This is a genomic window from Herbivorax alkaliphila, from assembly GCF_030848475.1.
GTDB lineage: Bacteria > Bacillota > Clostridia > Acetivibrionales > Acetivibrionaceae > Herbivorax.
The window spans coordinates 1-25,878 of sequence record NZ_JAVDDS010000049.1 but is presented as its reverse complement, the minus strand read 5'-3'; the positions used below and the strand labels follow the sequence as shown (position 1 = coordinate 25,878).

The following is a 25,878-nucleotide window of genomic DNA, read 5'->3' as shown; positions in this document are numbered from 1 at the left end:
ATAATTATATATACTTAAAATGGATATACGTACTCATTGTCAGGTTTTTCTGTATGCTCTACTGAATGTGCCACAATAACAGGCATTGGTTGGTCCCTAAAAGTTATTTGCTCCACTGTTCCAATAACTTTAACCCACTCGGCATCTTCGAATTGTGATGCATTTTCATATCGGCACAAAAACCCTCCTGGCTGCATATCAGCTGCACAGCAAGTCATTATAAAACGTGCTGGAACAAATTCACTTTCATTAAAATCGTCCATTCTAAAAACAAAACCTACAACCTCAATTTCTTTTCCTATATACCTTCTTTGATTAATATATAACTCATCATACCAATACATGAAGCTTTGGTCATCCATTATTATTTTTCCATCTTGAAGCATTATATTCTGTTGTTTTGAGTTCGTACTTTCTGAATACTCTTTATTTACCTCCACCTCATTATCACCAGAACCTGCGCCTGCATGAGTAGACATTTGAAAACTGTGCAAAGAGTTAGTCTCTATGGTTCCACCTGGAATAAGAAAAGCCATTAAAAGGGGAATGAAAAATATTAAATAATTTAACTTATTAGGCTTTTGTCTTCTTACAGGCCTAAAAATATCTTTTAAAAAAAATATTGATATTAATATCTTAGCTATTGATGCATATATAATATATGTTACATACCTTGGATTAACGTAAAATATATAATTTTCATTAAAAACAGATATGAGGAAAAATGCTGCAAACCCCAGCAAAATTAGACTTTTTAAAATTGCATCAACGTTAATTTCATAATACTTTAAAATTCTCATATTGCACCACCCACTAAAATAGTAATAAAGTAAAAATAGTTATGATAGAAAAAGAAAGTGCTAAAATAGTAATAAGTAGTTCAATTACAAATCTCTTTTTAAAAGTCCCCAGTAGCAAAAATACATTTTTAATATCAATCATTGCTCCCATTACCATAAATCCCATAACAGAACTCATAGGAAAATGATTTGTAAAACTCCTCGCTATAAAAGCATCGGAAGTTGAACATATTGATAAAAAGAATGCGGCTCCCATCATTATCATTATTGAGCCCAACCCTTCTGAACTTATCCTCTCTAATATGCCATGAGGAAGATAAGTCTGAGCTAGAACGGACAAAAAGGCACCAACAATTAAAAACCTTCCAACCATCAAAAATTCTGAACCTGCATGATTAAAAATCAAATAAATTTTGTTAAAAACACTTTTATTTTTTATATTCTTAACGTTACATGCTTCACATCCACACCATTTATTATTTATTTTATCTAAAAGTACATTATCTCTTTGTCCAAATATTAAGGTTATAATTCCTACCGAAACTGCCACTGTAATTCCAATAATCACCCTATAGATAGCAATTCTTGGATTGCCTGGAAAAGCATACAATGTTGATGCTATAACAACTGGATCTACAATAGGTGCCGCCAGCAAAAAGGTAACTGCACAATAAATAGGAACACCCTTTTTTACAAGTTTACCTGCTATAGGTATTATAGCACAATCACATATAGGAAAAAATACTCCTGCTATAATAGAAACAAAGAATGCTAAAAAAGGATTTTTGGGAAATACTTTAAAAATAAGCTCTTCTGGAACAAGAACCTGAAAAATTGCTGATATAAATACACCTATCAAAATAAAGGGAAATGCCTGCATAAGTATGCTTATGAATACTGTGCTAAAAGCCTGATATCTTGACAAATCTAAATTTGATAAATCCAGCACTTCTCCTTTTATAAGGGAGAATACAACATATCCAATTATAAACATGGTAAATGCTAAAAAAAGTTTATCAAATTTAGTTTTAGGAAAATCAGTTAACCTGTTGAAAGATTCACAAACTAATTTATTATTAGATTCTTTAGTCTTAACACATTTAAAAATTTTTGCAGATTTATTTAAAGTCTTCAAAGACTTTTTTATACCCTCTAACTTTTCATGTGAAAATTTATCTGTCTTGTTAAGAACAATAGTATCGCTCTGAGAAATTTGCTGGGTAAACATAGCCCCCATATTATTTATAAATATTTCAAAAGTATTAACGTCAATTACATGAATAATTTTGTCTAACAAACAATGCTTTCTAAGAATAGAATAGTCTAGTGAATCTAATAAAAGCTGTATATTCCATGTGCCATTATATTCAATGATAATACGATCAGGAGATTGATTTTTTATTACTTCCATCAATAATTTATCATTAATGCTTTCTTCATTGCTACATTTAGTTACATATATATTACTGTCATGCTTGTCTATCTCAATTTCTCCATTTTCACATTGAATAATGACTATTTTTTCTTTTAAATATTTGCTTTCTTTAATTAGCCCATTTATATAAGTTGTTTTACCAGAGTCTAAAAACCCGGTTATAATATCAATTTGTGTTTTCATATTTTTCCCCATCCACATATAAAAAACTGATTTTACCTTAAACTCGACTCCACCATCTTCTATAAATGATGATATAACTTTAACTTAAGATAAATTAAAGCCCTAACCTTTAGATTTAGCTTTAGATAGTTCAGTTAATACCAAATAACTTTTCCAGCTCAATTTTGTTAAGATTTTTACCAATAAAGCACACTCTGCCTGTATAATCAGCATCGCTATCTCTAAATTGATATTCTCCAGGAACAAAGTCAAACTCTATCCATTTTTTGTCTTTAAGGCTTTGAATTATACCCTTTCCCCTTAATATAATACCATAAATCTTTTCATTTTTTAAGTCTTCTAAAATATTATCAAGTTGAATTTTTTCAAACCTTCTTGGAGTTTCTATTCCCCAAACCTCAAAAACTTCATTTGCGCTATGATTATCCCCGCACCCACAACCTTCATTATGAGAGTGATTTTTTGAGCTATTACAATTGCACGATTTACCATGTACATGTTTTTTTAATACTATTTTTTTAGGCTCAATTAATTTTTTCTCTAAAGAAATGCTCATGTCTTTTTCTGCTACTGCTATTATATTATCTGCTTTAATTTCATCCCATGGTGTAGTCACTATATTTGCCTCTTTGTTTATTTTTCTAATAGAAGCCACAGCATCTTCAATCTTTTCTAGTTGAACTTTTTGAGTTCTGCTTAAAACAACTGTTTTTGCATTTTTGATTTGGTTTTTATAGAATTCACTAAAGTTAGTAATATACATATCATATTTATTAACATCTACCACTGTTATTGTCATATTGGGCTCTAGTAATTTTTCAAGATTTTTAGAACTACATGCTTTTATGACTTCTGATAATTTCCCGACTCCCGATGGTTCAATAATTATTCTTTCAGGTTTAAATTTTTCTATCACCTCAGATATAGACTTCTCAAAGTCTCCTACCAAGCTACAGCAAATACATCCTGAATTTATCTCTTTTATTTCTATTCCTGATTTTTTAAGTAAGGTTCCATCTATTCCTATTTCTCCAAATTCATTTTCTATAATTACAAGTTTTTCAGTGTTTAGTTTTTCTTCTAAAAGCTTTTTTATTAGAGTTGTCTTGCCTGCCCCTAAAAATCCAGATATTATATCCACTTTGACTTTCATAAATAGCATTCCTTTCTAAATCCTTTTGTATTTTAATGTATCTATTTATATAATACCTTTATTTTTATGACATATCAAATAAATCTTAAGAGGTGGATGTATATAATAACCTTGCAATAATTGGTGTGGAACTTTATATTTCTAAAATGCGTCTGTATTAATATAAAAATTATTAAAAAGTTTACGGAGGCTAAAAAATGATTAAAAGAAAAGATTTTTTATCAATTATCATAGTTGCAGTAATGTTGTTGCTAGTTTGGCAGACCTACAAAAATACTAACAATTTGAACAATCAAATATCTCGTCTGCAAAGTGAATTATCTGGCGTACGCTCTCAATTGTCTAATGAGGTATCAAGTATCCGGGGTACAGTTCAAGAAATGAGGAATGATACTAGGTGGTGGACTCCTGGTAATTATGAGATTAAGAAATTTAATGAAGAAGAAACCTTAATAAAATTAGATTGGATACTAAATGAATACAAAACAGGAAGTAATGTTTATTTAAATTATAGAAAGCTAGATAAAGATGACTTTCACCAAGTAGAAGCAACGGATATGGGGAATGGTTATTTTTCTGCTGTTTTTTCTACTTCTGTACCTAAAGAGCCTGTATGGGATATTTATTTAAGCAAAACTACATCTGACCATGGTAGAAATCAGGCTGATAGACATATTGCTAAGGTAGAAGAGTCAAAAGAAGTATATTATTCAGATAACAATCTTAGACATCAATACTATATATCTACAGAACACGAAGGAACTCTTCGAACAGGAGAACTTCATAACATATATTTATCAAGCTCAAACTTAGGCTTATTTAATCCTCTGCACGCTAATGTACGCATTGGAGAAAACGATATATTTATAAATTTTATTGAAATTCAATCTCAAGTTAATCCAAAATATAAAGTACAGGAAGTTTTTTTAGAAGCCAGAGACTTTAATAATGAAGAACTTAAAAACTGGCAGCTTAATAAAATTGATTCTTCAGGAAAAAACAAATTTCAATTAAACGCAACTGATATAGAAAATGCAAAAGATTATGAAAGCCTATTTTTAGTTGTAAATTATAACGATGATTTTAGCTCTGAAAAAGAGGTAACAGGTTTAGAAATGTGGTAGATGTTTGTTATAAAGATTATTTCCTTTTTCATTTACTTCCATATGTACGAATTCATTTTTTATGGCAATGCTCAATTCATCACCCTTTTGAAATAAACTTAAATGATTTTTATCTACAAAAGGCATTTTAATCAATTTAAGAGAATAAAAATAAGTAATTGTAATTAATAATAAGAATGTGAACTGTTTAGCAAAAGCTGAACAATAGAGCTTCAATTTGAAGCCCACTCCACTTGAAGTTTAGAAGGTAACTCCACCTGTAAAATATGAAGTTTTAGAGTTATATAAATTGGTTGATAAATCATTCTATTAATATATGAGGTGATGGCTAATGAAATGGTTCATTTCGAGTATAATATTTACAATAGTAATTGGTACAATATAACGCCTTTATAGACGTAAATTATAATTTCTACTCTTTATTACACTTGCATTCACAATCGTTAGTTTTTTCTCGTTGACATCTTCCATCATATGTTTTAGATGCAATTTCAATAGTCTTTTCACCAACAAATTTCAAAAGAGAACGATTAACTGCATAATGTGTATAATAACCTCTCTTTTCCCCAGAAACTAAACCAATCTTTCTTAGTACCTGCAAATGTTGTGAAACAGCAGGTTTTGATATTTGAAGATTCTTTGCTAAACCACCGACACAAAGATCATGTTTTAACAATATATTTATAATTTTAAACCTTGATTCATCTGATATTGCTTTTAATATTTCATAATAATGCTTTATCTCCATTTAAAACCATCTCCCTAAAAAATCATATCAAAGCCATTTTAATTTACTAAAAATAATTTGTCAATAGCTAATTTAAATAAGTTTTTGCTAATTTAAATTACACTATTAAGTAATGGATTTAATATATTATAAATATAATTTTAATATTGACTTATTCATTTTGTTGTATTATTATTTGTTTTAGTGGTGTCTTAATCAAATTAAGAAAATATCTTTTGTGAAATTGTACAAGTAATTGTAAATATTCAGTTAGGAAGGGTGGCTTTAAGTTGAATATTATTGAAGTTTCAAAACTTTCAAAAGAATATAATGGTTTTAAAGCTGTTAAAAAGATTGATTTTAATGTACATAAAGGAGAAATCTTTGGCTTTTTAGGTCCTAATGGTGCAGGAAAAACTTCAACTATCAATATGCTCACAGGACTTGCAAAACCAACAGAAGGTTCAATAGTGATATCAGGAATTGACGGTATTAAAAACACAAAAAAGGTACAGGGAAAAATCGGTATTGTTCCTGATGAAAGTAACTTATATGATGAAATGAGTGGTTTTGATAATTTAGTTTTTTGTGCTTCCCTTTATGGGATAGATAAAACAACTCGAGAGACACGGGCAAAAGAACTACTTAAACAATTTAGCCTTTCCGATACTGGAAATCGCCCATTTAAAGCATATTCAAAAGGTATGAAACGCAAACTTACTATTGCCGCCGGTATTATTCATAATCCTGAAATACTTTTTCTTGACGAACCTACCACTGGCATTGACGTAGAAAGTGCAAGACAAATAAGAAAGCTCATTCAAACACTTAACCAAAATGGCACAACTATTTTTCTTACCACCCATTACATTGAAGATGCTGAAAGACTTTGTCATCGAATTGGCTTTATTGTTGACGGCAAAGTAATCAAAGTTAGTGACAAACAATCTCTCATGATGAATTCTGAGAAGGAGCATATTTTAGAATTTGCAACAGATAAAGATTGTACACCATTAAAAGAGGTTATTGTAAATACTTTTCCTGAACTCACTATTAGAAGTATTTCAAAAGAAAATATCAAAATTTCATCTAAAAGACAAATTTCATTAATGCCAATTATTGATTTATTTGAAAAACACGGTGTAGAAGTCTATGAAGCAAAACGATTAAGACCTTCGCTTGAAGAAATCTTTCTAAAAATAACCGGGTTAGAAATTGAAAAGCTAAAAAAAGAGAAGGAGAGTAAAAAATGAAAAATACAACTGCTTTTTGGAATATCTTAAAAAAAGACATGAAAAACTATTATCTTAAGCCACCTAATATTAGCTGGGGCATTATATTTCCAATTTCATGGACTCTGATGTTTTTTATGAGATCAGAAGCAGATGTTGATATTCGTTCTATATTACCTGGGGTCATAGCTCTATCAATCCTGTTTGGTACAACATCTATGCTTGCAGTAACTATTACTTTTGAAAGAAAAAGTCGATCATTTGAACGTTTATTATTGTCTCCAATCTCATTAAATCTATTAATGCTTGCAAAAACTACAGGAGCAATTCTTTTTGGAATTGCAAATGCCTTTGTTCCAGTTATTTTAGCCTCATTTATTGTAGATTTATCAGGTACAAATTGGTTACTGGTTTTAGTTAGTATTATACTTATTGCAATTACCTCTACTTTTTTGGGACTTTTTATTGCGGTCTCTGTAAGTGAGGTATTTGAGGCACAGACATTTTCAAATTTTTTCAGATTTCCTATGATGTTTTTGTGTGGATTGTTTATTCCAATTAGTAATCTTCCAACTATTATTCAACCACTTTCATACATATTGCCACTTACTTACGGTGCTGACCTTTTAAAAGGTGCAATAAATGGAGATTATACAATTGCCTCCTGGAGCAGCTTACTTGTCCTTATTACATTTGGCATGGTGTTATTTGCCATAAGCACACACAACATTAAAAAGAAATGGATTTATTAGAGTTCTTTCAGTTAAGCTCGCTATGCCATAAGAAACAAGAAATTGGTTACATTTATCATAGTATATCCAGCGGGAGATGTTATAATATAATTGACATCATCAGAGTCTTCATGTTTTGTTGCACCTCCTGATAAAAATTCCACATTCCAGCGGGCAATAAATTTATAAAGTTCATTTTCGGGAAATAGCTGGTTCAGTTTCAAAAATACTCCTCCCCATACTGCATCCCAAAAGTGAACCCATGAATTATACCAAGTATTGGCACTGTATGTTTCTGGTATTATTCTTTTTATAAATCCAGTATAGTTTCCTTCATCATCAACTGACATAATATCATTTACTTAAATTAGTATTCATTTCAAGTATCATTCCTTCCTTGTGCTACATGCACAAGGAAGGAATGAAAATAATTTTTAAATCTTGCAAATCAAATGACCTTCCTAAATAATTAATTTCATTTTTCCTTAGGAAACTCAGATATGATATCTAATACATATCTACTCATATAAACATAATCTATACTGTCAATAATACCATTACCGTCAACATCCCCAGCCTTCAAGCCATTTTCACAAGGAAACTCATCTATAATCTCTAACAAATATCTTGTTAATAAAACACAGTCTGTTGAATCCACCACCCCATCGCCATTTAAATCTCCTAAAATATATTCTGAAGGTGTTGGAGTTACTAAAGGTGGCTCATCTCCTGAAGGATTTTTCCAAATACTTGGACACCGTTTTTGTATATAGGGATATTTTCTGTTTTTGAATAAGCATCGGTTATTTCCTTTGCGGAAAAATCATTGGAAGAATCCCAAAGATTATTTTCGTAAAAGTTTACAGCAAATTGCACATAAGTTCTTGCATACAATTCATCATCAGGAAAAGTTACCTCAACATAATAAATATTTTCATCCTCTTCCCAAGGCTTAAGTTCAGATATTTGAGCCTTAGCTGGTGAGCTATATATGTCTGTTGTGAATTTTGAGATATCTATTTCTTCACTGGCATACTCTGATAGGTCAACAAAATATTTAAATGATAATCCACTTTCATATTGGGGTGGCGATGTAATTATATTATACATATTAATGTCAATAGTAATTCCAGTTGAAGTTTCTTCATATATTTTTGCTTCAGTGTAGTATTGTGGTGGTTCAGCTTCTATCTTCAGGAAATTGATCTTATACGATTTTGCCAGTAATCAAGATGGTCTTCAGCAATTTCTTTATACATTGGATTAGGAGAAAGTGTAGCAAGTTTTATAAACACACCAGTTAAAACATAATCCCAACACTGAGTCCAGTGGTCACTAAACATATTGCCTTCGGTAATGTTTTTTTCAACCATTAACGATTCAACATTGTCCATATATTTCTGTTCATCTGTGGCAACATAAAGCCAGATAGATCCCCACATGAGTTCATCTAAATAGTCGCTGGGTCGATAGTAGGTCTGTCCCTTACTGTTCCCTCTATATGTCATTCCAAATTCGTAAAGATCTTTAGCATAGGAAAGACATTTTTCTGCATATTCTAAGTCTCTGTCCTTGTAATTTAAGTACATTAGTGCCAATGCTGCAGCTGCATTACCAGCTACATCTGAACCAGGGTCTTCTGGAGTTGCTCTTATAAATCTTCAGGTGGAGTTGAGTCTCCACCTAAAGCCTCAATGTTTAGCTTTAACTAAACGAGTTCACTCTAAGACTCTGCTTTCTACAATGGGATGTTTTCTTATAAGGTTCAGGCGGAGTAGAATCCCCACCTAAACCTCCGATATTTAGCAAAGCTAAACGAGTTAACCTTAAGGCTCTATACCATATACTTTATATCCATTGTAATAGCATATTATTTTATCATTTTCAATAAAGTTATGGGGACTACTGTTGTCAAAAGAATAGTCATTTCCTTGATTAAAACTTTGACTCCAGTTTTCATCTCTTACATTGAAGTTAAACTCTGCAAACTCTGTAGGTGCTATTGCTCCAGATTCTTCTGAAAACCCAATCTCAATGTAAGTATGTCCATTTGCGTCTTCTTTAAATTCAACAGTCAAATTATCAATTCCAAATGAAGCCCAGTATTTTTCAACTATATCATCAAGTTCACTATCTTTTGTATAATAATACCTTAAAGTAAGTTTTGATAGGTCAATTCCATATTGGTCTTCATTTAAAAGCCTTACATTTAAGCTTATTGAATTTGATATAATATCAGGTTTTTGCTGATTTTGAAGAACTTTTATGTCTATTAAATCTTCTGGAGCATCTTTAGGTAAAGGCTCTTCACCCCATATAAGACTATTGTTACTATATATTGTAATTCTTTCATTTTCAATAAATGAACTTGCATTTTGGTCAAAAGAATGATCATTGTGTTGGTTAAAAGTAGACCAATCATTTGCATTAAAACCAAACAATACATTAACTGACTCACCTGGTTCTAAATATCCTGCCTGTTCATTAAAGGCTATTTCCACATATTGATTTGAATTTACTCTTTCAGCGCTTATCATCACTGAAGATAATTGCACATTATCTTCTCCACCCTGACAATTTGTCCAGTACACAATTAGATTGCTATCTACACCAGTTTCATGCATTAGCCAGTACCTTGCTTTAACTTCAGAAAGATTGATTGGTTCATTACTAGTATTAATTATTTGGATTTCTGGTTGAATATGCTCACTATATTGATCACCCAAATTATATTTATACAATAATTTCATATCTTCAATTATTGGAGTTACTGGATCAGATATTTCTATAATACTTAAAAATCTTTCTTGTGGTATAACCATCCTTGAAATATTCTCATTAGACCATTCAAGTTTTATATTACCATTTCCCACAACCTTTTGAAATTCAATAACTATATCATTCATAACTCCAGCTATAAGCTCCACATCAGCAGTAAATTCACTAATTCCACTAGAAGTTACACTATTAATAACAAGGTCGTTATTAATCCAAACTTTTACGCCACCATCTGTTGTAACATAAAAAGTATGGGTTCCTGAATGTTCTGTTTGAAGCTTTCCTGTCCATCTTACAGAATTACAGTCATCATCAATCATTTTGACTCCATCATCACCAAAATCAATTGTTTTGTCAATCAAAGCCATTTTTAAATCTGTGAAAACAGTATCTGTAAAATATTCTCCCAAAAGTCCTCTTAAGTGATTTTCATATCCTTCATCTTTAAACTGATAACTTCTCAATAATGTCTCATATATTTTGTTGTCTTTTTGATAAAGAAGTTTGTACTCTATTTCTGTACCTGAACTAATAGCACCCATATTATATTCCCATACTGAGTCTTTCTTTTCAAATATGCCCTCTCCAATATGGGTACCATCTAAATTGTAAATGATTTTTACATTTTGAGGTACAAATTCTTCTCCTTCTTCAACACATGTAAATGATTCGTTGGTTATTCTGAAAATAACATTTCCACTGTTAGCTTCCCTTACAACTTCATTATCAAAAGATACATCTCTAAACTCACTTTTTCTATATTGAAGAGTGTAAGTATCAGTTGTTATTTCAAAAGAGTCTCCATATTTTAGTGCTAAAGTTATAAATGATCCTTCTTCTAAAACTCCAACATTTGCTCTAAAAACATTATCTTCTCTTACCATTGGAATGCTGTTGCCCTCATATATTAGTTCCATAAATGATGGACTAAAACTATTATTAACTTTAACTGCAACATTTACTTCATCACTAGTAAAACTACCTTCAAGTGATATATCAAATAGTGTTTCGTTAGTTAACCAGTCAGGCATTTTTAACAAATAATCAAATGTATCTGTTTCGTATTCAATTCCATTTCTAGTATAGATGTACTTGTAAGTTAGCAAAGTGTCTTCTGGAAGTATTTCAAAGCTATACCACCATGTATTTTCATCTCTATTAAGATTTAAACCTTCTACTGACTGTCCATTAATTTTTAAAGTCTCAAGTGAAACATCCTCTATATTTTTATCTTCTTTTCCTTCAAACCACAAATCAACTGTTCTATCAGGATTTACAGTAATACCTCTAGAATAATCTTCACTTGAATGTTCAGGCTCAACAACATATACCTTAAATGTATCTTCTGTATATCCATTGTTGTTCCATCCCCTTAGACTAACTCTGTAAACACCTAGCTCTGCTTCATTTAATACTGAAACTGTAACATTATCATCCTCTGTAAAAGCATCAACAAATATGCTGTCAGAAACTGCTTCAAGTCCTGTAATATTTTGATTATCAGCTCCTCCAAAATTAAATGGTAGTGTAACAGTCTCACCAGGATATAGTATTATAGAATCTCTTGAAGGGATAATCCTGAAGCCATATTTTAATATGTATAAATTCACACTGTTAGATTGACTGTCATTATCTGTGATTACATTTAATTCTCCTGAAGCAACTCCATCAGGAATTGATGCTTGTATTTTTGAATTATCATAACTTTCAATGATAAGTTCTGTTCCATTAAGTTCTAATGAACCACTTTCACCAAAGCCTTCTCCATATACAATTATTCTTTCTTCTGTATAAGCTGAAGTTTTAGAAAGTGACTGTATAAATGGATTAATATAACTATCTGTAACATTAATATCAAGTGTTCCAAGCTCTAAATCTTCTGAATTTATTTTTAAATTATACTCACCTAAAGCTTCACCTTCTGGAACATTTACAGTTATTTTAACAACTTGTCCGTCCATAGCACTTGTCTTGTCGAAAGAAACTTCCCATCCTTGTGGTACGTTCTCAAGACTTAAATCAACATAGCCTAAGTATCCTTCCTGGGCATTTATAGCTATGTAAAAATCACTGCTTTCTCCCGGGTTAATATTTCCAGTAGTTTTATACTCTGTAATGGAAACTGATGGCTCTACAATAGCAACATAGAAAACATTTTCTGTGTTGTCAAAACTATCACTGTTGCCTAAAACTTTAATTTTGTAAAGACCAGGAGAAAGACCTGCAGGAATATCAACTGTCAATACATATTTACTACTTTCATCTCTTACAATTGAAAGAGGTTCATATGAGTTTTCAACCGTTTTTAAAAATACCCTAGCGTTTTGTAAGTTACTTCCGTAAATTCTTATTCTTCCACCTGACATTGAATTAATTGTTTCGTAATATCCATCTATTTCATCGAATTCTTCATTGTCAATAATGGTTTCAGGATAAATCTCTACTAGCTCTTGCCATAATTTTTGAATTGTATTGTAATCAGGATTTTCTTCACTTATTACAATTCCAGGATATATGGCACCTTTTATGTCTATTTCTGCATTTGGAATATCATATCTTACTTCAAAAGTTATTTCCTGTGCATTTTTAGGATCCCCCATATTTACAACTTTAAGAGTCACTTCATTATTGTTTTGTAGTTCATATAAGATAGGTTGATCAATAATTTCATTAAAAATCGTGTTAAATTTGAACGTTTCACCTTTTGAAATATTAATCTTGTCATTTTCAAAAATAAGCGTTACAAGATTATCTTCTTCTAACATAGGAACTGAAATTATTTCAATCAATGCATAATCATAAGCTGTTCCTGTTTCTTTTGTTCCTATTGTTTCTAATGTTATTTCATCTAGTTCATCAGAAACATAAGCATCTGTTATTATGTTATAAGGTTGTAGCTCTTCCTTTATAACAACTTCAACAATGTCAGATTCAGGACCATAAACGTATATTGGCTCATAGTATGTACTATCTTCATGATAAACATATGGCTTAACACTTAATTCAATATGTAAGTCTTCTTTTGTTTTATTTCCAAATTCATCAATTATAATTTGTCTTTCAAAACCTGGAATTCTTACATATTTTAAATTACCAACATTTATTTCTGATGTATAACTCTCTTCTCCATCAATATCATATGTTAAAGATATAATATATCCTTTTGATGGATTTGTTGGAATATCTTCGAATTCAACTGCTAATCCATATCCTGATACAGTATCTTTTGAAATATCTCCTTCATAATCGTATACATTTGAAATGTTATTTTCATAACTGTAAACAAGAACATTTACATTTTCCACTTTAACCATTTCGTCAAGATTCTCTATTTCAATTATTTCATCTGATATAATCCTTACAAAATCAACACTATCTTCATCCATATCCCACTCTAGATGAGATAGTATTCTATATTTTCCACCTGGCACTTTAGAAGTATCAATTGAAATAGTATAAGAGCCATCTTCTAGTACTGAAATTGTTTCACTTACTAAGTATTCAAATCCAATTTGCTCACCTTCTTCTCCATCAATTATCTCGGCAAGAAATACAGATAGATTACTTTCTTCTTCCGGAGCATTTGACACATTAATATCCACATTATTTCCTGAGACATTTCCATGACTTAATTCTGTTGGGTGATCTTTTGCAAGTAGTACAACCTCATGATCATTACCTGAAATATTTATAGTCCATTGTGTTCCCTCATATTCGTCAGGGTTTAGTACAGCACCTAAGAATAATTCATCACATAAAGAGTACTCAATATTATCATTATCAAGTTTAAGTATTTCTCCATTTGGCGCAATTATTTCGATTGAAGGAACATATAATAATTCATCTTCTGTTTTATGAAAAATTGCAAATACAATTCTCTCTTTTTCACCTTCAATATTAAAAGTCCTTTCCATATTATTATTGTTTTGCGTTCCACTACCTTCATCTAGAGCAGAAAATACAGGTTCAAATTCAGACATTGCAAGTACAATTCCCATTTCTTGATTCTGTGCTTCTAAATGATCAAGTGGATTATAAATGTTATAATTAGAACGAAGTTTTATACCTCCCGTTCCAGCAAAGGCAGAGACCCTTCCAAGTACTGGAATCCTCACTGAACCTTGAACACCTTTTTTATTGTTTGTAAAAAGTCCAAACTTTGCTTCAATTTCTCCAAACCATCTATCTTTTCTAGGTATTTTTAAAAATCTTCTATTAGTTATTTGACCTCTTGGAATCTTAACGCTAACACTTCCATCTCCACTTATTGAAGGTCTATCGTTAACTTTAAATACATAAAAGTTAACATTACCTTCAACAAATACTATTCGTATTGTAGCATCCGCTGCAAATATGCTGCTTGCATATGCTGCATTTACCTGACCTGATACTAGACCTTCTAAAATTGTAGCGTTACCTTGAAAAGCCAAATCCCAGTCTTTCAGTTCAACCCATATTGTAGCATCTGCACTTAAAATGCTTCCTCCAGTGGCATCAACAACTCCAATTCCTAATTCTGCAAGTCTCCAGTCCTCTCCAAACATTCCTCTGTAATCCATAGGAAATCCACTTGGAACTGTTCCTGCCCCATACAAACCACCTTTGATGCTTTTTAATTCCAATCCTGTACTACCTAAAGGTATTGGTTTATTAAGAGTTAATTCAAAGTTTGCACTTTGTACTCTGTTATTAAAAAATGTTGCATTTTCCTGAAATCTTATTCCACAGCTCATTCCACCCATTCCAGGAAGAGTTACATGTCCACTTCCCCCATAGTATCTATCATTGCCATGTTTTCCAAACTCAACCATTAAGTCTTCTAATTCCATTCCTCCTATAGAAAAACTAGGAAGTTTAATTGCTCCTCCATCTATATGAATATCTCCATCTCTTGTTATAGATACTCCATCAACTCTTTGAGAAAGTGAACCAAAAACACTCACTTCTGCATCTAGAAATTTTATTCTGCCATCTTCTAATGAAGGATTTCTCAAAGTAAATTTACATCCAGCAACCTCATATTCAAAAGATTCTTCTGCCTCAATACCATCGTATGTTACATTTCCATTATGATCTATAGAAAGATTGCTAACAATTATAGTTCTTTTTAAAAATTTAAAACTTGCAGATCCAAAAGTAATTTTGGCTTTTCCACTTTCCCAGTTAACACTTATACCTGTTGCATTAGCCTCAAAACCACTTCCTATATTTATGTCAAAAGAAGCATTGTCACTTGACCCTTCAAAGCTTATTATTCTAGCATTTGAAGCGTCTATTTTTAATGTAGCATCAAGTGAGACATTTGAAAATTCCAGTGTTGTAGATACTGTAAAAATATCATTTCCGTTTTCTTTTTCATATTCAAGACCTTGTGCAACGACACTTAATTGATCGCCAAACATAGGTAATTCCGTGTTCAAATTATTTATACTAAATGTATTTAATGAACCTTCATTAAAAACTATTGTAACAGGATACTCACCGTTAAGGTTTGCAAAATCAAGTTCTACCTCTGCATCCTCTACGCCTATGCTGTATGAATTTTCAGTTTTTCCAAACTGCAAAGTTCCATCTGTAAATTTAATTCTTCCATCTAAAATTTCTTTTTCACGAATAGGAACACTAATAGTAAAATCCTCAAGCTGACCATTTACAACTTTAAGTTCCTCTATATCTGCTTCGAATTCTCTGAAAATTCCGTCTCCTAGGTTTTTTACAACTCCATCAGTGAAGGTAATTGTAGAATCATCTTCACTGATTTGAAAATTAATTTCTCCATCAGTAGTAATACCAATTACCCAATCACCAAAAGCATTCTTTTGACCACCTGTACGAAGGGATGCATTTAAAGTATTGAGAATTCCGTCTTCATTAAGACTTATTAGCTCAGGATGCAATGTGACATCTATAAAATCTGAAATTGCAAATACTGCATTAACAAATTCAAGTTCTAAATTTTCTTCGTACAAAATATTTAAAAATGCACTTGGACCATGTTCTCCTGAAATTACATCTAAATTGACAAGATTTATATCAGTAATGTCAATTGTTGCATCGAGACTTATATTCCCATGTGTATCTATTGAAAAATTATTCACTCCAGCCTCTTTGGAATCAAATAGTTCTGGCAAAACAACACTGCCACTAAATACAAATTCCCATATTTCATCTTTTTGTAAATTTATACTTGAATCTTTTTTAATTTGGATTCCATTAAACATGTCTATGTTCTCATTTAATTTTATAGGAGAATCCATTTCCAATTCAGTAATGCTGTCAAATATATTTTCTGTAATTGTTTTATCTATTTTTAAAGACGTAATCTCTGTGTACTTTCCACTAAGTCCACTAATAGGGAAACTTTCGCTGATTGTTAAAGTACAGTTTTCCACATGATATCCATTTTGGTCTATTGATATATTGTCAAAAGAAATGTTGGCTAAATCCTTTAAATTAATATCAAAACTTCCTTCAAGTTTTACATCATTAATGCTCAAATCATTACTATCTAAATTATATGAAATACTTCCCCTTATATCCCCTTCACCGCTAATGAATGAATTTTCAGGCATATCTATACTTTTTTCTATCTCAACTGTTATTTCATTATTCATTATTTTAAAGGAGCTTACCCCAAAATCAATATCATGGCTATCTAAAATATTAAAGCCTAAAAAGTCAGAAGTTTCAAACAAGCTAAATTCCTCTAATGATTTAAACTTTAATCCATTACTTAAAAAACTAAAAGAGAAGTTCTCTTGGATTTGGTTAATATTATAGACATTGTTTGCTATTTCTATTTCTGCATCTTCAAATGTTACATCTAGCTTATTGTCTCCAAATCCTATAATACTTAAATCACTAATGGTAATCTTTGCATTGTTAGATACTTCCAAAATTGCATCCCCTTGAAATTTAGCTTCTCCATTTCCATTTTCATATGTAAGGGTCAAAAGTGAATTATTTGAAAGGCTAAAGCCAGCAAGATTAATTGCTCCTGCTGGAAAAGACCCGTTAAATGATTTTATCTCACCATTTTCAAATTCTGCACTAAGATCTATCCATTCTTCGTCTGCAGTAATTGATATCCCCATAGGACTTTGGATTTTAATATCTACAAATTCTTGTTTAGTCACATTGTAAGAACCATTGACTGTAAAATCACAAATTGTTAGTGAGACTTCCAAAACACTTTCTACTGATGTAATTTCATCTTTGTTAAAATTGTAAATATTAGATACTTTTTTATTTCCAGCATTATCTTTTATTTCTAGATTAAGTGAATATTCTTTGTTATTATCTAAGCCTTCAAATGTATAATTAACAGTTGAAATATCATCAAGTATTACTTTAGTCTCAGACGAGTCTGACTTATCAGTAAGAATTATAGTTATTTCTTTTACTCCTGAAAGGTCATCCACTATTTCATGCCAATTGAAAGTAGCATTAAATTCGTCTTCTTCTATGATTGTTTCAAGAGATACTTCTTTGTCATAATCTCCCTGATCTCCCTCAGGCTTTTCGAAAAACTCGCTGAAATATGGTGGTGTGTTATCTACTAGAAGGTTTCTTGTAGCAATACCAATATTTCCTGCTTTGTCCTCTGCTAAGAGTTCAAAGATATATTCACCTTCATCTATATCTTTCCCAAAACTTAATGCCTCATTGGATAATTCACCTGTATGTATAACCTCATCATTTATACGTATTTCGTACTTGTATTCATTTAACCCTGAATTATCAGACACTGACCACTCTACTACAGCCTGTCCACTTAACCAACTATCTTCATTTTTATCACCTTCATATGTAAATTCTATTACTGGTGGTGTTGTATCTACTCTAAATCTGTAAGAATTAAGCTGTCCTTCTTTTTCTGTTACACTTGTAAACCATGATTTTAAAAGATATGATTGATTTTTTTCACTATCTTGAAGGTTTTCTATTGAAAGCTCATAATAGTATATGTTATCTTCTTCCATTCTATCACTTAACTGAAAATCAACATCTTCTATTTTAGTTTCTGAACCTTCTTCTAATTCATATAACTCCCAATTCAAAACATCAATAATGTCTATATCATCATTTTGAGATACCTCTATTCTAAATTCTGGATTATTACTACTATCTGCTTTAAAGTTATTACTTACTTCCTGGTGAGTGTCACTAATTACATTAGGCTCTGATGGTATGTAATTTTTATAAATGATATGGAAATCAGCCACTTCCGTAAAACTTTCATCAGATCCCTTAGCTTGAAAACTAATACAATATGTTCCAGATTGGGCATCTTCATCAAATTCAATAATAGCATATTGCTCTCCATCTCCATCTTGAGCCTCAACAGCACCAGGCAATGTAAATAAATAATCTTGCCTTGTTTGAAGATCGTCTGTTAAGTAGTACATCCAAAAATCCATTATGTTTGAATTATCTTCAATGTCAGGGATTATTTTTGCTCTTTGAGTGGTTATTACATAGCCCTCATCTGTTTTATCTATAAGAGTTTCATTTCCGTCATCATCAATTTCATATATTTCTTTAATGTCTTTAATACTTATGGGTTGATTAGGTTCAGAAATATCTTTAAGGCTCATACGTGTAAATGAGATTTCTGTATCTGGACTTATCTCCTCTCCGCCTATATAAAAAACCACTTCCACATTTTCCCAATTAGTACCAACTGGGAAATTAGTCCCTTCAGTTCTTATAAGACCTTCAGAAATTTCAACTGGATCTGATTCTAAATGCTCCTCACCATCAGCAATGCTTCTAATATAGTAATAAATAGTACAGTCTTGATTAGACTTTAATGTATTACCAAATCTATATCTTCGTCCTTCTTCTAGAGTAAAACCTTCATTGCTTGTTCCTCTATTGCGAAATTGAATAGAGCTTTCCTCACTTCCTCCTTTTTCTATTTTTACTTTTAGTCCATTTTCTATTTCTTCAAACTCAGCCGACGCATCTGAATCAGAACAAACCACAAGTTCCCAATCGCCTAACATATCTTCAGCAAAAATTGTTGACGCAGATGTTGATACTATAAATACAAAAACAAATGCAAATAAAAATTTTTTTAACATCTAATTCCTCCTAATATTTTTTTGTTATATTGCCAATATCTCCTTAAGAGCTTATTATATTAAAACTTTAAGTCTCTTGTAAATAAACGTTTGTCACTATTTTAGCTTTAATTTATATGACAATTCGCATTTTTTATGTAGCTTTATTTATAAAAAACCACTTATTATATAAAGATAATACTTTGACTATAAGGTATTTAAATGTTAAACTTAATCATAGAAAACAAATTAGATTTAGTTTTTAATAATGCTTACTTGGGTGCATAAAAATGAATTTCAATTTTATTATATTGGTTTTACATATACTAAGTCTTACAATATGTCTTGGGAGTACATTTTATTTAATTACGCATGCAAGAAAAACAATATTAATTTATTGTTTTTTATGGCTTCAAGGAATTATTTTAGTTTGGACATCTGGACAATTATTTGAAATTTATACTTTATCTATTACTGCTAAATGGGCACTAAATGCTTTTCAATACATAGGCATTTCTCTTATTGGTCTATGCTGGTTGACTTTTTCACTAGTTTACTCTGACTATAGTTTTAACAAAAAATCGAAATTTCTTTATAAAATTCTTTTTATTTTTCCAGTAATTTTTTACTTTTTACTGCTTACAAATAACTATCACCATTTATTTTACAAAGAATTTCATATGGATTATAAAGTATATGGATTGTTTTTCTGGTTTAATTTAATATTCAACCAACTATTGGTAACTATTGGAACATTAGTGATTATAAAATATTCTTTAAAAACTTTTAGACAGTCAAAAAAGGAGCTATCTTTTATAGTTTTTGCAACAATGATACCACAAACAGCCAATATTTTTACTGTATTTTTAAATATTAATATTGATCTTACTCCTTTGGCTTTCTCTCTTTGTTTGTTATTATTTATATTTGCTACATATAAATATAATTTCATAAATATTGTGCCTGAAGCTTTTCGCAGCATTGTAAAAAACATGTCTGAGTCAATAGTTGTATTGGATTCTCTAAACAGAATAGTTATTTATAATGATTCATTTGAAAAAAACTTTAAAAATATATTTAATTTGAAATCTTCAACACAAATATCAGCTTTCATTGAAGGTTTAAAAATTTATGCTGACAACGACTCCGAGTCTTTTACAAATGCATTAATGAACAAAAAGACTTTTTCTTTTAATGGTAAAATTAAAATTTCACATTCTACTACAAAATATTTCTTAGTAAATATTAATCCTGTAAAAGATATTGGAAAACATATAGTAGGAAGAGTAATTTCTTTTACAGATGTAACCTATGACACTATCCTATTAGAAGAAATAAGTATTAAAAATAAAGAATTGTTAAATTTAAATTTGCAACTAGAAGCATTCGCACATACAACAGAAGAATTGGCTATTGCAAATGAAAGAAATCGATTTGCAAAGGACATGCACGATAGCTTAGGACATAGCTTTTCTGCACTTCTTACCCTTATGAAAGTCTCAAAAATAATGTATAAAAAGGATTTTGATGAAGGCGAGAGTAATCTTGATGAAGCTATAAAAGTAGCTTCAGAAGGAGTTAAAGAGCTTAGACGTTCAATTAAAGGACTTATGCCTTCAAAATTTGAAAATGACAATTTGACAAGTTCACTTAAAAGTCTTACCCTCTCATTTAATACACCAAACTTAAATATTAATTTTGTCTCTAAAGGCACTGAACCTAAGATTAATTCATTAGTCTCCATTGCCTTATTTAGATGTTGCCAGGAATCCCTTACAAATGCTTTAAAACACAGTAATGCTGACTTTATAAATGTAACTTTAATATTTAACGTTAACAATATAATTTTAAAGGTAAAAGATAATGGGTCTGGTTGTGAAAAGATAAATAAAGGATTTGGCTTAATAGCAATTGAACAGAGAATAAATGAGTTAAAAGGAAATTTAATTATAAAATCAAGTAAAAATAAAGGTTTTTTAATATTGATTAAAATCCCTGTATAAAATAACTCTGGAGATGATTTAATGATTAATGTTTTAATAGTAGATGACTGTAATATTATCAGAAATGGTTTAAAATTAATAATTGAACAGGATAAAGAAATTAAAATAGTGGGACTTGCTACAAACGGAAATAAGGCAATAGAGCTTTCAAAAAAACTAAAACCTGATATTATTTTAATGGACATTAATATGCCTTTATGTAATGGCATTGAAGCAACAAAGCTAATAAAATCTTCAAATAAAAATATAAAAATTATTATGCTTACTGTTTTTGAAGACTCTACTTCAATTCATGATTCATTAAAAAATGGTGCTGATGGATATATTTTAAAAGATATCAGCAATGAAGATATTATAGGCGTAATCAAAAATACAGTAAAAGGTTTTAATATTATGCCAAATGAAGTTTTTAACAATATTTTTTCATTAACTTCTAACGATATATCAAACCTTCATTTAAGCCTCACAAAAAGAGAGTACCAAATATTTATGCTTATTGCTAAAGGTATGAACAACAGTCAAATTGCTGAAAAGCTTTATATAAGTAATGGAACTGTAAGAAATATAATTTCAAAAATAAAATCTAAGCTTAATGTAAAAGATCGTACTCAAATTGCAGTTTATGCAGTTAAAAACAATCTTATTTAAAAATATTAATTACTTATATACCCTTATAGCACTTCATAGAATTATCTCTCTGACTCTCTTTCCATTTTCTCTAAATATATTCTACGATATTTATAATATATTTTTTCGTGAGATGGATTCACAGTTCCCTGATCGCTAGGGCTTCTAAAATATGACATATAATAGCGTGTTTCATTATCCTTAGCATGCATTTGCCAAGCAAGGACCATTCCAGAAATTTCATATTCTGTTTGTAGCAATATATTCTTTCTATAATAAACAGCTATATTACGCCTTTTCATATTTGCTCTATTTATAAACTCTATTGCCTTTGGTGAAGCTTTCATTCTAGTTGTCTCTTCGTTAAATCCTTTTAAAATTACATAACCTTAATTATACTCATCAACAGTTATAGACTTATAATCCCCACGGGAAATTGCACATCCTACCATATACCCAACAACTATAGATTCTTCTCTTTCAAAAGCAGTTATAGTAATTGAGGCAATTACTATAACTAGGACTAAAAATATTAATATACGCTGACTTTTTGGCAATTTTAAAGACAAATTCTTTAATTTAACTATTGTAAATAATATTTTAAATAGAGTTATTAAATAAACAATCATTAATGCTATCATAATAATTAATAATACTTGCCAGGATATTTTAATATCAGAAAACTCAATACCATATATTTTAGGCCAACCAAAATCACCGTCGTAAAAAGCGACAATACAAGGCTCTGATATCTTTAAAATAGTTACGAAAAAATAGCCGTTACTAGATTAATAAACAAAAACTTTTTCATAATTATAGCCCCTTCTTAAATTACTTATTTTCAAATAAGTAATTTAAATTCATATAGTTTATCTTATTCTAAGACTCCACCTTCTATAAGGTGGAGTTGAGTCTCCACCTGAAGCCTCGACGTTTAGCTTTAGCTAAACGATTTCAATAAAAAAAGTGGTAGAATTAAAACCAATCCTACCACTTTGCTTACCTACCTTAGTTTGTTTGTGGAAATTCATTTATTATCTCTAAAAGATATCTTGTTAATAATACACAATCATCAGAATTTATCACACCATCACCGTTTACATCTGCAGCAATTAGTGCATCACCAGTTAATTCAGTTGAACCTAAAATATGCCTTCTCAATAATGTATAGTCTGTGCTGTCTATATTGCCATCACCATTAATATCCCCAAGAAGCACGGTAGAAGTATCATCATCACTATCATCTTTATATTCTAAAAATATTTCTGCCAATTCAGGATCTCTAAAACTTCTTTCATTTCTTGAATAATGAGTACCATTATCCCAAAGCATAGGACAGTATCCCATATCGTAGGCAACTTGAGTAACCATTGAAATATAACGTCTTACACTTTCAGGATCTTTATTTTCTATGTAACAGCCATATTCCCCTATAACTACAGGATAACCATTGTCAGAAAACTTTTTCATTTTCTCCATATCCATTACAAGCTGATTAATTTCTTCTTCTGTTCCCCAAGTGTATGCAGCCTCACCCCAGTCAGCATCCTCAGTAAGAATTGTAAAAGTAGAAGGATTGTAATAATGTACCTTAATTATTAATCTATCACTAATAGTGTCATTAGGCATTCTAAATGCATCATCAATTGTAAGGTCAATATCCGTTGCATATCCTGCAATTAAAAGACAGCGTGATGCATTGTTCCCTCCAGATTCTCTAACAATATCAACAAACTCCTGATTCATGTCATTGAGTATATTATATGCACGTGTTTTATCTCCTTCCCCACTCCATCTGTTCCAGACATCATCCCAGACGCCTTCTTCATTAAGAGATTCAAACATCAGGTTGTGTGGATAATCTTTGAAATGGTTGCTTATTTGAGTCCAAATAGAAGTGTATTTTTTCATAGATTCATCATACTCAGTTGAAAACTTTTCAAACCAACCTCCATCCCAATGAATATTAACAACAGCATACATATCATTGTTTGAGCAATAATCTACCACTTCTTCTACTCTATTCATTAGTTCTTCATTTATAGTATAATCATCTTCAATAAGATTTGACCAAGCCACTGGAATTCTAACCGAACTAAAGCCTGCATCTTTTATACCATCAATCATTTCCTGTGTTGTAATTGGATTTCCCCATGCTGTTTCATAGTCTCTTACAGAGTTTCCATTAATCCAATCACCACAAGCCTCTAATGTGTTTCCCAGATTCCAACCAATTCCCATATCATCAACTGTTTCACTGGCTGTTTTTTCATCAAATACAGATGATGCACCTAAAATACTTGGCATAACAAATGATGTTGCTAAAAGTGTCATTAGCGACAATATTGCCACTATTTTTTTCAAGCTCTTCCGACATTTCATAATTAATACCCTCCCAATAATGTTTGAAATTTATATTATATAATTTAGTACACTAATTCGAAAAACCAGAGTATTTTAATGTGTACATCTAATTAAAAAAATGTATGAACCCCTAAAAGTTAGTTTTAGAAAGTTGTGACAATTTAAAATATATGATATAATTTCGCTAAAGTTAAAAATTCATATAACTATAAACTCAAATTTTATATTCAATTCTTAAAAAATACATTTTAGAAATAACAAGTGAAATACCTGTACGCAACAAATTAGATGTAGCTGATTTTAATTTAGATGGCAAAGTTGACATTACTGATCTTACCATATTAAAAAGGTATTTGTTAGGGCTTATAGACGAACTCCCTTTAACTTTTGACAGTGGAAAGTCATAGTTATGCAAATATTACTATGACAAATTAAATGGAGGATAACTATAACTAAAGATTCTCCTGCCATTGATAACACTATAAAATTTAAAGACATAGCAGACTATGAATGGGCTAAAAATCAAATAAATACCCTTGCATCTAAAGGCATAATCAACGGAACATCAACTAATACTTATAGCCCTAGTGAAAAAATAAAAAGGGCAGATGCAGTTGTACTAATAATAAAGGCTTTGGGATTAGAAGCGGATTTTTATGAAAATTTTTCAGATGTTTCAAAGGAAAAATATTATTATGAAGCTGTGGGAATTGCAAAAAAGCTCAACATTATATCTGGGGTTGGAGATAATAAATTCAATCCTGAAACTCCTATAAAGAGACAGGATTTGATGGTAATTGTACACAATGCACTTAAAACTGCTGGCTTAACTATTGAAGATAGCAATACATCAGAATTAGAAAAATTTAAGGGTGCTTCTGATATTTCTGACTATGCCATAGAGAGTATAGCTTCCCTAGTTAAAGAAGAAATAATAACAGGAAATGCTAATAAAGAACTTTCTCCTTTGAAAAACATAACAAGAGCAGAAACCGCTGCAATAATTTATAAAATACATTAATCTGACGAAATATCTGTTTTTGTAATTACAGAAAATTACAAAGCCCCAGTTTTTTGTGAAAAAATTATGCACAACAATGATTTTTTTCTCTAACTTGTTTTGTTAAAAACTCCTTTAAATCTTTTTTCGTGTTCAAGCAACCATTTTTTTCTCCACAATCCCCCTGCATATCCAGTCAGCTCTCCTTTTGCACTTATAACTCTATGACATGGAACTATTATGCATATTTTATTTTTATTATTCGCATTTCCCACTGCCCTAAAAGCATTATCTTTACCTATATTACAAGCAATTTTTTTGTACGAAGAAACTTCTCCAAAACCTATATTAAATAATTCTTCCCATACTTTTTTTTGAAAATCAGTCCCCTCAAAATGCATTTTGCATCTAAAATAACATCTTTTCCCCTCAAAATATTCTTTTAATTCTTTTTTACATTTTTCTATTTCTTCTGAATAGCAAGGAATATTAACTTTTTTATCAGTAAACAAAATAGAAAAAACTTCTTTTTTTGTTCCTTTAATTTCAAGCAATCCTATAGGAGAATCAATGTAATCAATACAAAAATCTTTTATTTTATGCATATTTGCAAACCAACTCCTTTTCATGATAAATATTTGACATTCTCCTCTCCC

The 25,878-nt window shown here is 30.5% G+C and carries 21 protein-coding genes and 1 pseudogene; 8 read left to right on the top strand and 14 right to left on the bottom strand.

The window, feature by feature from the left end; genetic code table 11:
• Positions 1 to 14: 14 nt before the first annotated feature.
• The 3 genes from RBH29_RS14505 to RBH29_RS14495 form a co-directional block, all read right to left on the bottom strand.
• Entirely contained in the window at positions 15 to 800 is a 786-nt protein-coding gene (locus RBH29_RS14505; RefSeq protein WP_306697652.1) for a TIGR03943 family putative permease subunit, read from the bottom strand.
• 13 nt (positions 801 to 813) lie between these two features.
• The gene (locus RBH29_RS14500) at positions 814 to 2,418 is read right to left on the bottom strand and encodes a permease (protein ID WP_306697651.1); all 1,605 of its coding nucleotides are present in this window, start codon (positions 2,416 to 2,418) and stop codon (positions 814 to 816) included.
• Positions 2,419 to 2,548: 130 nt separating this feature from the next.
• A complete protein-coding gene (locus RBH29_RS14495; protein ID WP_306697650.1) occupies positions 2,549 to 3,571 on the bottom strand; it encodes a CobW family GTP-binding protein in 1,023 nt (340 codons plus the stop codon).
• A 197-nt stretch (positions 3,572 to 3,768) separates the two neighbouring features.
• Here RBH29_RS14495 and RBH29_RS14490 point away from each other — a divergent pair, with 197 nt between their 5' ends.
• A complete protein-coding gene (locus tag RBH29_RS14490; RefSeq protein WP_306697649.1) occupies positions 3,769 to 4,695 on the top strand; it encodes a hypothetical protein in 927 nt (308 codons plus the stop codon).
• Here the strand turns inward: RBH29_RS14490 and RBH29_RS17880 are convergent.
• Complete coding sequence (locus tag RBH29_RS17880) at positions 4,681 to 4,821, bottom strand: hypothetical protein (protein ID WP_373463342.1); 141 nt, start codon at positions 4,819 to 4,821, stop codon at positions 4,681 to 4,683. The genes RBH29_RS14490 and RBH29_RS17880 overlap by 15 nt on opposite strands.
• Positions 4,822 to 5,107: 286 nt before the next feature.
• Positions 5,108 to 5,443, bottom strand: a complete 336-nt coding sequence (locus RBH29_RS14485) for an ArsR/SmtB family transcription factor (protein WP_306697648.1) — start codon at positions 5,441 to 5,443, stop codon at positions 5,108 to 5,110.
• A 269-nt stretch (positions 5,444 to 5,712) separates the two neighbouring features.
• Between RBH29_RS14485 and RBH29_RS14480 the strand changes: the two genes are divergently transcribed.
• A complete protein-coding gene (locus RBH29_RS14480) occupies positions 5,713 to 6,675 on the top strand; it encodes an ABC transporter ATP-binding protein (protein ID WP_306697647.1) in 963 nt (320 codons plus the stop codon).
• Positions 6,672 to 7,406 carry an ABC transporter permease gene (locus RBH29_RS14475; protein WP_306697646.1) on the top strand — a complete coding sequence of 245 codons (735 nt, stop codon included), beginning with the start codon at positions 6,672 to 6,674 and terminating at the stop codon, positions 7,404 to 7,406. The genes RBH29_RS14480 and RBH29_RS14475 overlap by 4 nt, the downstream gene beginning before the upstream one ends.
• A gap of 20 nt (positions 7,407 to 7,426) precedes the next feature.
• On the opposite strand, the gene RBH29_RS14470 is transcribed toward RBH29_RS14475, so the two are convergent.
• From RBH29_RS14470 to RBH29_RS14460, 5 genes are all read right to left on the bottom strand, one after another.
• A complete protein-coding gene (locus tag RBH29_RS14470; protein ID WP_459076792.1) occupies positions 7,427 to 7,735 on the bottom strand; it encodes a hypothetical protein in 309 nt (102 codons plus the stop codon).
• A gap of 125 nt (positions 7,736 to 7,860) precedes the next feature.
• Complete coding sequence (locus RBH29_RS17960) at positions 7,861 to 8,046, bottom strand: dockerin type I repeat-containing protein (protein WP_459076791.1); 186 nt, start codon at positions 8,044 to 8,046, stop codon at positions 7,861 to 7,863.
• 50 nt (positions 8,047 to 8,096) lie between these two features.
• The gene (locus RBH29_RS17955; RefSeq protein ID WP_459076790.1) at positions 8,097 to 8,495 is read right to left on the bottom strand and encodes a cellulose binding domain-containing protein; all 399 of its coding nucleotides are present in this window, start codon (positions 8,493 to 8,495) and stop codon (positions 8,097 to 8,099) included.
• An 83-nt stretch (positions 8,496 to 8,578) separates the two neighbouring features.
• Positions 8,579 to 8,983: a glycoside hydrolase family 9 protein gene (locus tag RBH29_RS17950; protein WP_459076789.1), complete on the bottom strand. Its 405-nt coding sequence runs from the start codon at positions 8,981 to 8,983 to the stop codon at positions 8,579 to 8,581.
• A 228-nt stretch (positions 8,984 to 9,211) separates the two neighbouring features.
• Entirely contained in the window at positions 9,212 to 19,249 is a 10,038-nt protein-coding gene (locus tag RBH29_RS14460) for a cellulose binding domain-containing protein (RefSeq protein WP_306697645.1), read from the bottom strand.
• Between the two features lie 269 nt (positions 19,250 to 19,518).
• Here RBH29_RS14460 and RBH29_RS14455 point away from each other — a divergent pair, with 269 nt between their 5' ends.
• Together RBH29_RS14455 and RBH29_RS14450 are read left to right on the top strand one after the other, a co-directional pair.
• The gene (locus tag RBH29_RS14455; RefSeq protein ID WP_306697644.1) at positions 19,519 to 21,231 is read left to right on the top strand and encodes a sensor histidine kinase; all 1,713 of its coding nucleotides are present in this window, start codon (positions 19,519 to 19,521) and stop codon (positions 21,229 to 21,231) included.
• Positions 21,232 to 21,252: 21 nt separating this feature from the next.
• Positions 21,253 to 21,879, top strand: a complete 627-nt coding sequence (locus RBH29_RS14450; protein WP_306697643.1) for a response regulator — start codon at positions 21,253 to 21,255, stop codon at positions 21,877 to 21,879.
• Positions 21,880 to 21,920: 41 nt separating this feature from the next.
• Here the strand turns inward: RBH29_RS14450 and RBH29_RS14445 are convergent, their stop codons facing one another.
• From RBH29_RS14445 to RBH29_RS14435, 3 genes are all read right to left on the bottom strand, one after another.
• Positions 21,921 to 22,205 carry a hypothetical protein gene (locus RBH29_RS14445; protein ID WP_306697642.1) on the bottom strand — a complete coding sequence of 95 codons (285 nt, stop codon included), beginning with the start codon at positions 22,203 to 22,205 and terminating at the stop codon, positions 21,921 to 21,923.
• Between the two features lie 42 nt (positions 22,206 to 22,247).
• A complete protein-coding gene (locus RBH29_RS14440) occupies positions 22,248 to 22,487 on the bottom strand; it encodes a hypothetical protein (RefSeq protein ID WP_306697641.1) in 240 nt (79 codons plus the stop codon).
• Between the two features lie 379 nt (positions 22,488 to 22,866).
• A complete protein-coding gene (locus RBH29_RS14435; protein ID WP_306697640.1) occupies positions 22,867 to 24,240 on the bottom strand; it encodes a cellulase family glycosylhydrolase in 1,374 nt (457 codons plus the stop codon).
• 200 nt (positions 24,241 to 24,440) lie between these two features.
• Here RBH29_RS14435 and RBH29_RS17875 point away from each other — a divergent pair, with 200 nt between their 5' ends.
• The 3 genes and pseudogenes from RBH29_RS17875 to RBH29_RS14425 all read left to right on the top strand — a co-directional run bounded on the left by RBH29_RS17875 (position 24,441) and on the right by RBH29_RS14425 (position 25,243).
• Positions 24,441 to 24,629, top strand: a complete 189-nt coding sequence (locus tag RBH29_RS17875) for a dockerin type I domain-containing protein (RefSeq protein ID WP_373463341.1) — start codon at positions 24,441 to 24,443, stop codon at positions 24,627 to 24,629.
• Between the two features lie 23 nt (positions 24,630 to 24,652).
• A pseudogene (locus tag RBH29_RS17870) lies at positions 24,653 to 24,823 on the top strand (S-layer homology domain-containing protein); the annotation flags it as partial.
• 33 nt (positions 24,824 to 24,856) lie between these two features.
• Entirely contained in the window at positions 24,857 to 25,243 is a 387-nt protein-coding gene (locus RBH29_RS14425; RefSeq protein WP_306697638.1) for an S-layer homology domain-containing protein, read from the top strand.
• An 89-nt stretch (positions 25,244 to 25,332) separates the two neighbouring features.
• Here RBH29_RS14425 and RBH29_RS14420 read toward each other — a convergent pair.
• Positions 25,333 to 25,878: methylated-DNA--[protein]-cysteine S-methyltransferase (locus tag RBH29_RS14420; RefSeq protein ID WP_306697637.1), on the bottom strand; the 546-nt coding region annotated here is incomplete at its 5' end.